At 74.2% G+C, this 7,505-nt stretch carries 8 protein-coding genes; 3 read left to right on the forward strand and 5 right to left on the reverse strand.

From position 1 onward, the window contains the following. The 5 genes from ABD879_RS31280 to ABD879_RS31300 all read right to left on the reverse strand — a co-directional run. Positions 1–494: ATP-binding cassette domain-containing protein (locus ABD879_RS31280; RefSeq protein WP_345025372.1), on the reverse strand; the 494-nt coding region annotated here is incomplete at its 3' end. After that, entirely contained in the window at positions 491–1,273 is a 783-nt protein-coding gene (locus ABD879_RS31285) for an ABC transporter permease (protein ID WP_345025373.1), read from the reverse strand. The genes ABD879_RS31280 and ABD879_RS31285, both read right to left, overlap by 4 nt. After that, entirely contained in the window at positions 1,270–2,742 is a 1,473-nt protein-coding gene (locus tag ABD879_RS31290) for an ABC transporter substrate-binding protein (protein WP_345025374.1), read from the reverse strand. The genes ABD879_RS31285 and ABD879_RS31290 overlap by 4 nt, the downstream gene beginning before the upstream one ends. A 9-nt stretch (positions 2,743–2,751) precedes the next feature. Next, positions 2,752–2,979: a 4Fe-4S dicluster domain-containing protein gene (locus ABD879_RS31295; RefSeq protein WP_285492432.1), complete on the reverse strand. Its 228-nt coding sequence runs from the start codon at positions 2,977–2,979 to the stop codon at positions 2,752–2,754. A gap of 86 nt (positions 2,980–3,065) precedes the next feature. Then, entirely contained in the window at positions 3,066–3,848 is a 783-nt protein-coding gene (locus ABD879_RS31300) for a GntR family transcriptional regulator (RefSeq protein ID WP_345025375.1), read from the reverse strand. Between the two features lie 222 nt (positions 3,849–4,070). Between ABD879_RS31300 and ABD879_RS31305 the strand changes: the two genes are divergently transcribed. The 3 genes from ABD879_RS31305 to ABD879_RS31315 form a co-directional block, all read left to right on the forward strand. Continuing rightward, on the forward strand, positions 4,071–5,561 hold the full coding sequence (locus ABD879_RS31305; protein ID WP_345025376.1) for a leucyl aminopeptidase: 1,491 nt from the start codon (positions 4,071–4,073) through the stop codon (positions 5,559–5,561). Positions 5,562–5,756: 195 nt separating this feature from the next. Then, positions 5,757–7,148, forward strand: coding sequence for a dihydrolipoyl dehydrogenase (gene lpdA, locus ABD879_RS31310; RefSeq protein WP_345025378.1), 1,392 nt, complete (start codon positions 5,757–5,759; stop codon positions 7,146–7,148). Between the two features lie 41 nt (positions 7,149–7,189). Then, on the forward strand, positions 7,190–7,505 hold a 316-nt coding region (locus tag ABD879_RS31315; RefSeq protein ID WP_345025379.1), incomplete at its 3' end, for a biotin/lipoyl-containing protein.

Raw genomic sequence — 7,505 nt, forward strand, 5'->3', positions numbered from 1 at the left:
CGGTCGCCCGCGCCGGCCCGGCCCACGCGCGCCAGCCAGTCCAGCGCCCGCGCGCGGCGCTCGCGGCGCGGCACGCCCCGCATGGCCAGCGGCAGCTCCACGTTGCGGCGCGCGGACCGCCACGGCAGCAGCGCGTCGTCCTGGAACATCAGCGCGCGGTCGGGGGACGGACCGGTGACGGGCACGCCGTCGGCGGTGATGCGTCCCGCCACGGGCGCCAGCAGCCCGGCGAACGCCCGCAGCAGGGTGGACTTGCCGCAGCCGGACGGCCCGACGACCGCGAGGACCTCGCCCGGGCGGATGTCCAGGTCCAGGCCGGTGACGATCGGGGCGCCGCGGCCGTGGCCGAGGGCGACACCTTCGGCGCGCAGCGCCAGGCCCTTGCCCTGCGGCGCGTCCGGCCGCGCGTTCGGCGGGGTGTCCGACCGGGTGTTCGGCGGGGTGTCCGGCGGGGTGTCCGGCGGCGACGTGGTCGGCGGTGTCGAGTGCGTCATCGCGGTCCTCCCTCGGCGCGCGGCAGCCAGCGGGTGACGCGGCGGCCGACCAGCTCGACCGCCGCGGAGGTGCCCCAGCCGAGCACGCCGATGGCGGCCATGCCGACGAGCACGCCGGGGTAGTCGACGATCGTGTACGCCTGCCAGGTGCGGTAGCCGACGCCGAAGTCACCGGAGATCATCTCGGCGGAGATCACGCAGATCCACGCCACGCCCATGCCGACCGACAGGCCGCCGAACACCCCCGGCAGCACCCCGGGGAGCACCACCTGGGCCAGCACCCGGAGCCGGCCGGCGCCCAGGGTGCGCACCGCGTCCTCCCACACGGTCGGCAGCGCCTGCACGGCGTGCCGGGTGCTCACCAGGACGGGGAAGAACGCCGCCGCGAAGGTGATGAACACGATCCCCTGCTCGTTGGCCGGGAACAGCAGGATCGCCACCGGCACCAGCGCGATCGCCGGTATGGGGCGGGCCACCTCCAGCAGGGGCCGCAGCAGGTCTCCCGCCCACCGCGACCGCGCCACGGCCATGCCGAGCGCCACGCCCGCCACGGCGGCCAGGCCGAACCCGGTGAGGATGCGCACCAGGCTCTGGGCGAGGTCGGCGTAGAACTGGCCGTGCTGGACCTGCCGGGCGAACTCGCGCACCACCTCGGCGGGGCCGGGCAGCCGGTCGAACCTCACCCACAGGCGCACGTCGGCCGCGGTGAGCAGGTGCCATGCGGCCACGGCGGCGGCCAGGGACGCGGCCCGCACCGGCCAGCGCAGAGCGGTGTTCATGCCCGTTTCACCGCCTCGTCGTAGGAGACGACCTTGGCGCCGCTGTGGGAGGACACGTACTTCTGCGCGCCCTCCTGGGTGGCGAAGGGCTTGAACCGCTCCCCCTTGTCGGCGGAGGGGTCTTCGACCCACACGTCCTTGTCGGCGAACCAGCGGGTGGCGGTGGCCGCGTCGGGGATGTAGACGGCGCGGATGCGCTTGCCCTCGTCCTGCACGGCCCGCACGTTGCGCAGCAGGCACACGGGGTCGGCGACGGGGCGCGGCGCCGCCTCCCCGGCGACCCACACCTCGCCCGCCTTGGCCGGGTCCTCGACCTGCCGGTCGCAGACGCGGTCGGTGCCCTTGATGGCGGCGGGGTTGGCGGTCGAGGCGACGTCGCGGTCGTACCGGGCGCCGTACACCTGCCGCAGGTGGCTGTCGTTGATGAACGGCTTGAGGTCCAGGGGCTGCTGGAGCACCCCGATCGACTTCAGGAACGGCACGTCGTGCGCCAGCGCGTCCCGCAGCTTCGGTTTGATCGTGGGGTCGAAGACGGCCACGCCCCCGGCGCCGTTGTAGAGGTAGACGGTCTCCACGGGCAGCCCGGTGGCGGACGCGACCGACTCGGCCGCCTTGACAGGGTTGGCGTGCAGGTACCGGGTGGCGTCGATCTGCGCCTGCAGGAACGCCTGCAGCACCTTGGGCCGCTCCCCGGCGAACGTCTTGCGCACCACGACGCCGTGGAACGTGGGGACGTCCAGGTCGCCGCCGTCGTACAGCAACCGGGCCTGCCCCCGGTTGACCAGCAGGCCGGGCCAGGCCACGAACTGCGCCAGCCCCGCGACGCTGCCCGCCTGCAGCGCCGACGCCCCTACGGAGGGCTGCTGGTTCTCGACGGTGACGTCCTTGTCCGGGTCCAGGCCGTACTTCTCGGCCGCCTGGACGAACGTGCCGTGCCCCGCCGACCCCACGCTCGCCGACACCTTGCCGCCGCGCAGGTCGGCCAGGGTGCGGGCGGACGAGTTCGCGGCGACCACCACCCCGTTCAGCGAGCCGCGCATGTTGTAGCCGGTGACCGACACCATCTCGGTGCGGGCGTCGTCCCCCTGGGCCTGCGCCCGCGACCCGTTGATGAGCAGCGGATAGTCGCCCATCGACCCGATGTCGATCTTGCCGGCGAGCATCTGCGCGGTGATCGGCGCGCCGGTGTCGTAGTCCTGCCACACGACCGTGTAGCGGCGGCCCTCGGCCTTGCCCAGCTCGTTCAGCCGCCGCTCGAACGCGCCCAGCGAGCGCAGCAGGGTGCCCGCCGTGACGGTGTTGATCGTCTTGGACTGGTAGCCGACGACGACCCGCACGGCGCCGTCGCCGTCGGACGCGGCGTTGCCCGCCACCGTGCACCCGGCCGCCGCCGAAAGGGCCACCGAACCGGCGGCCGCGGCCGCCGCGGCCCTGCGGGCCGCCGTCTTGCCAGTGATCGATTTCCGCATGGTGGTTCCTCAGCGCAGCAGGTACGGCATGTTGACGGTGACGGCGCCGGTCGGGCACCGGTCGGCGCACGGCCCGCAGTACCAGCACTCGTCGACGTGCATGTAGGCCTTGCCGGTCTCGGGGTGGATGGCCAGCGCGTCCAGCGGGCACACGTCCACGCACAGGGTGCAGCCGTCGATGCACAGCGCCTCGTCCACTGTCACGGGGACGTCGGCGCGGGACTCGACCAGGGCCATGGCGATGCTCCAGGTATCGATTCGTGGGGGTACTACAGGCGGGGGGGCTTGTTGGCAGGGGTTACCGGCGGGGGTCGCCGGCGGTGCTACTGACAGGGACCGCGGCGCAGGGTGCCGCGCATGGTGATCCGGTCCCCGCGGAAGCGGATGAACTCGAGATCGACGGGGCGGCCGTCGGCCAGATGGGTGAGCCGCTCGACCATCATCAGCGCCGCCCCGCGCGGGGCGTCCAACGTGGCGGCCGAGTGCGGGTCGGCGTTGACCGCCTCGAGCGTCAGCTCGGCGCGCCCCAGCGGCTGCCCGGCGATGCGCTCCAGCAGGACGAACACGTCGTTGTGCGCCAGGTCCTCGGTCAGCAGCGGCTCGCCCAGGTCGCGCGGGATGTAGGTGAGGTCCAGCGACAGCGGCAGTCCGTTGAGGCGGCGCAGCCGCTCGATGTAGACCACCGGCTCGCCCTCCGCCAGGCCCAGCCGGGCGGCGATCTCGCGCGGCGGCGTGATCAGCCCGGTGGTGCGGACCTCGTTGCCGACCTCGCCGTGCTCGCGCAGCGTCTCGGCCAGGCCGAGCAGCCGCTCCAGCGGGTGCGGGTACTTCGCGCCGACCACGACCGTGCCCACGCCCGGGCAGCGTTCGACCAGGCCCTCGCCGCGCAGCAGGTCCAGGGCGTCGCGGACGGCGTTGCGGGTGGCGCCGAACTCGCGCACCAGGTCGGCCTCGGCGGGCAGCACGCCGGACGGGAAGGCGCCGTGCCGCACCTGCCGCCGCAGCACGTCGGCGACCTGCCGGGCGCGGTCGGCCCGCAGCCGCCGCGCGTCGGCCAGCGACAGGGCGGCGGGAAGGGCCGGTGCAGAGGAGTTCTCGCTGGTCACGGGGCATACCATATAAAGCCGGTCTGAAATAGGGAATACCGCGGGCGTCCCGCCACCCCGCCACCTGCCGCCACCGCGCCCACCTGCGGCGCCGCGCCGCCCCGCGGCACTTCCGCCACCCCCGCCCCGCGCCCGGACCGGAGCGATGCGGGCAGGCCCCGGGAGGTAAGGCTTGATCCAAAAGGGCGAAACCGGTCACCGGGAGGACTACCATCGGACGACGTGACGACCACCATCAGCCTTGACAGTGCGGCCCCGGCCAGACTCGACGTCGACGCGCTCGTGATCGGCGTCGTCCCGACCGGGCAGGACGGCGACGGCGTACGACCGGCGGCGGGAGCCGAGGGGGTCGACGAGGCCCTCGGCGGGCGGCTGACCGACGCGCTGCGCGCGGTGGGCGCGACCGGCAAGGCCGAGGAGGTCACCCGGGTGCCCACCCTGGGCGCGCTGCCCGCCCCGCTGATCGTCGCGGTCGGCCTGGGCGAGTCGCCGGACGCCGAGACGCTGCGCCGCGCCGCCGGAGCGGCCGTGCGCGCGCTGGCCGGCAACCGGCGCGCCGCCGGCGCGCTGGCCGCCGCCACCGGCGGCGAGGTGGAGGCGGTCGCGCTGGGCGCGCTGCTGGGCAACTACGCCTTCCACGAGTTCCGCACCGGCGACCGCAAGGACCCGGTCGAGCGGCTCACCGTGGTCGCCTCCGCCGACGGCGCGCAGCAGGCGCTCGACCGCGCCCGCACCCTGGCCGAGGCGGTCTCCCTGGTGCGCGACCTGGTCAACACGCCGCCGTCCCACCTGAACCCCGACGACCTGGCCCGCACCGCCGAGCGGGTGGCGGGCGAGGCCGGCCTGGGCATCGAGATCCTGGACGAGAAGGCGCTGGCCGAGGGCGGCTACGGCGGCCTGGTCGGCGTCGGGCAGGGCTCGGTCAACCCGCCGCGCCTGGTGCGCCTCACCTACCGCCACCCCGACGCCCGGCGGACCCTCGCGCTCGTCGGCAAGGGCATCACCTTCGACTCCGGCGGGCTGTCGCTCAAGCCGTCGGAGTCCATGGACTGGATGAAGTCCGACATGGGCGGCGCGGGCGCCGTGCTGGGCGCGCTGTCGGCGATCGCCCGGCTCGGCGTGAAGGTCAACGCCGTCGGCTACCTGGCGCTGGCCGAGAACATGCCGAGCGGCACCGCCCAGCGCCCGTCCGACGTGCTGCGGGTGTACGGCGGCAAGACCGTCGAGGTGCTCAACACCGACGCCGAGGGCCGCCTGGTCCTGGCCGACGCGCTGGTGCGCGCCGGCGAGGACGAGCCCGACCTGCTGGTCGACGTCGCCACCCTCACCGGCGCGCAGCTCGTCGCGCTGGGCACCCGCACCGCGGGGGTGATGGCCAACGACGACGACCTGCGTGAGAAGGTGGTCGCGGCGGCCCGGGACGCCGGCGAGGCGTTCTGGGGCATGCCGCTCCCGGCGGAGCTGCGCAAGGGCCTCGACTCGGCGGTGGCCGACATCGCCAACATCAGCGGCGAGCGGTGGGGCGGCATGCTCGTGGCGGGCGTGTTCCTCAAGGAGTTCGTCCGCGACGGGCTGCGCTGGGCGCACCTGGACATCGCCGGCCCCGCCTTCAACAAGGGCGAGCCGTACGGCTACACCCCCAAGGGCGGCACCGGAGCGGCGACCCGCGCGCTGGTCCGCATCGCCGAGGACCTGGCCGCAGGGAACCTGTAGCCGCCGCGGCGGCGCCACGTCCGGCCGCGGCGACGCGGCCGGCGGCGCCGCCGAGGGACCCCGCCCCGGGACGCCCCGCGCCCGCCCGTACGGGCGGTCCGAGAACCGAATAGATTTCCTCATGGCGACGGGGCCGCGTGCGCTGAGCCCGGCCGCCGCACAGCAACAGCGCGCAGACCGGAAAGGGAGCGTCCAGTGGCCGACAACGGCCCCTTCGACATCGTGGTCCTCGGCGGCGGCAGCGGTGGATACGCGTGCGCCCTGCGCGCCGCCGAACTCGGCATGAGCGCGGCACTGATCGAACGCGACCGGCTGGGCGGCACGTGCCTGAACCGGGGCTGCATCCCCACCAAGGCGCTGCTGCACGCCGCCGAGGTCGCCGACCAGACCCGCGAGGCGGCCGCGTTCGGTGTCAAGGCGTCCTACGAGGGCATCGACATCGCGGGCGTGCACGCCTACAAGGACAAGATCGTGTCCGGCACCGTCAAGGGGCTCACCGGGCTCATCAGGTCCAAGGGCATCACCGTGGTCGAGGGCGAGGGCAGGCTGACCGGCCCGACCTCCGTGGCGGTCACCGGCGCGGACGGCGCCGTCACCGTCCTGGAGGGGCGGCACATCGTGCTGGCCACCGGCTCGGCCCCCAAGTCCCTGCCCGGCCTGGACATCGACGGCGAGCGGATCATCACCAGCGACCACGCGCTGACCCTCGACCGGGTGCCCGCCTCGGTGGTCATCCTGGGCGGCGGCGTGATCGGCGTGGAGTTCGCCAGCATCTGGCGCTCGTTCGGCGCCGAGGTCACCATCGTCGAGGCGCTGCCGCACCTGCTGCCGCTGGAGGAGGAGTCGTCGTCCAAGCGGCTGGAGCGGGCGTTCCGCAAGCGCGGCATCGGCTTCGAGCTGGGCGTCCGCTTCGAGAAGGCCGAGACCACCGCGCAGGGCGTGCGCGTCGCGCTGGAGGGCGGCACGGTCCTGGAGGCCGAGCTGCTGCTCGTCGCCGTCGGCCGCGGCCCGGTGTCGGACGGCATCGGGCTGGAGGAGGCCGGCGTGGCCACCGAGCGCGGATACGTCAAGGTGGACGAGTACTGCCGCACCAGCGTCCCCACGATCTCGGCGGTCGGCGACCTGGTGGCGACCCCGCAGCTCGCCCACGTCGGCTTCGCCGAGGGCATCCTGGTGGCCGAGCGGCTCGGCGGCCTCGACCCGCAGCCGATCGACTACGACGGGGTGCCGCGCATCACCTACTCCGATCCCGAGGTCGCCTCGGTCGGGCTGACCACCCGGGCGGCGCGGGAACGGGGGCACGAGGTCAGGGAGTCCACCTACGACCTGGCCGGCAACCCCAGGAGCAAGATCCTGGGCACCCAGGGGGAGGTGAAGGTGATCGCGGCCGTGGACGGTCCCGTGCTCGGGATCCACATGGTCGGCGCCCGCGTCGGAGAACTGATCACCGAAGGTCAGCTCATCTACAACTGGGAGGCCCTGCCGAGCGAGGTCGCCCAGCTCATCCACCCCCACCCGACCCAATCCGAAGCGGTCGGCGAGGCACACCTCGCCCTCGCCGGCAAGCCATTGCACGTGCACGGCTGAACGCCCGCACGCGAGAGATTCCGAAGGAGTCGCTGAGAGTCATGCCGGTCTCCGTCACCATGCCCCAGCTCGGCGAGAGCGTCACCGAGGGCACCGTCACCCGCTGGCTGAAGAAGGAGGGTGAGCACGTCGAGACGGACGAGCCGCTTCTCGAAGTTTCGACCGACAAGGTCGACACCGAGATCCCTTCTCCCGCGTCGGGTGTGCTGGTCAAGATCACCGTTGCCGAGGACGAGACCGTCGAGGTCGGCGCCGAGCTCGCCGTGATCGGCGACCGGGCCGAGGCCGCCGCCGCTCCGCCGGCGCCCGAGCAGCCGGCCGCGCAGGAGGCGCCCGCGCCCGCGCCGGCTCCGGCGC

This window comes from Actinomadura keratinilytica, assembly GCF_039539665.1.
In the GTDB taxonomy this organism is placed as follows: domain Bacteria; phylum Actinomycetota; class Actinomycetes; order Streptosporangiales; family Streptosporangiaceae; genus Spirillospora; species Spirillospora keratinilytica.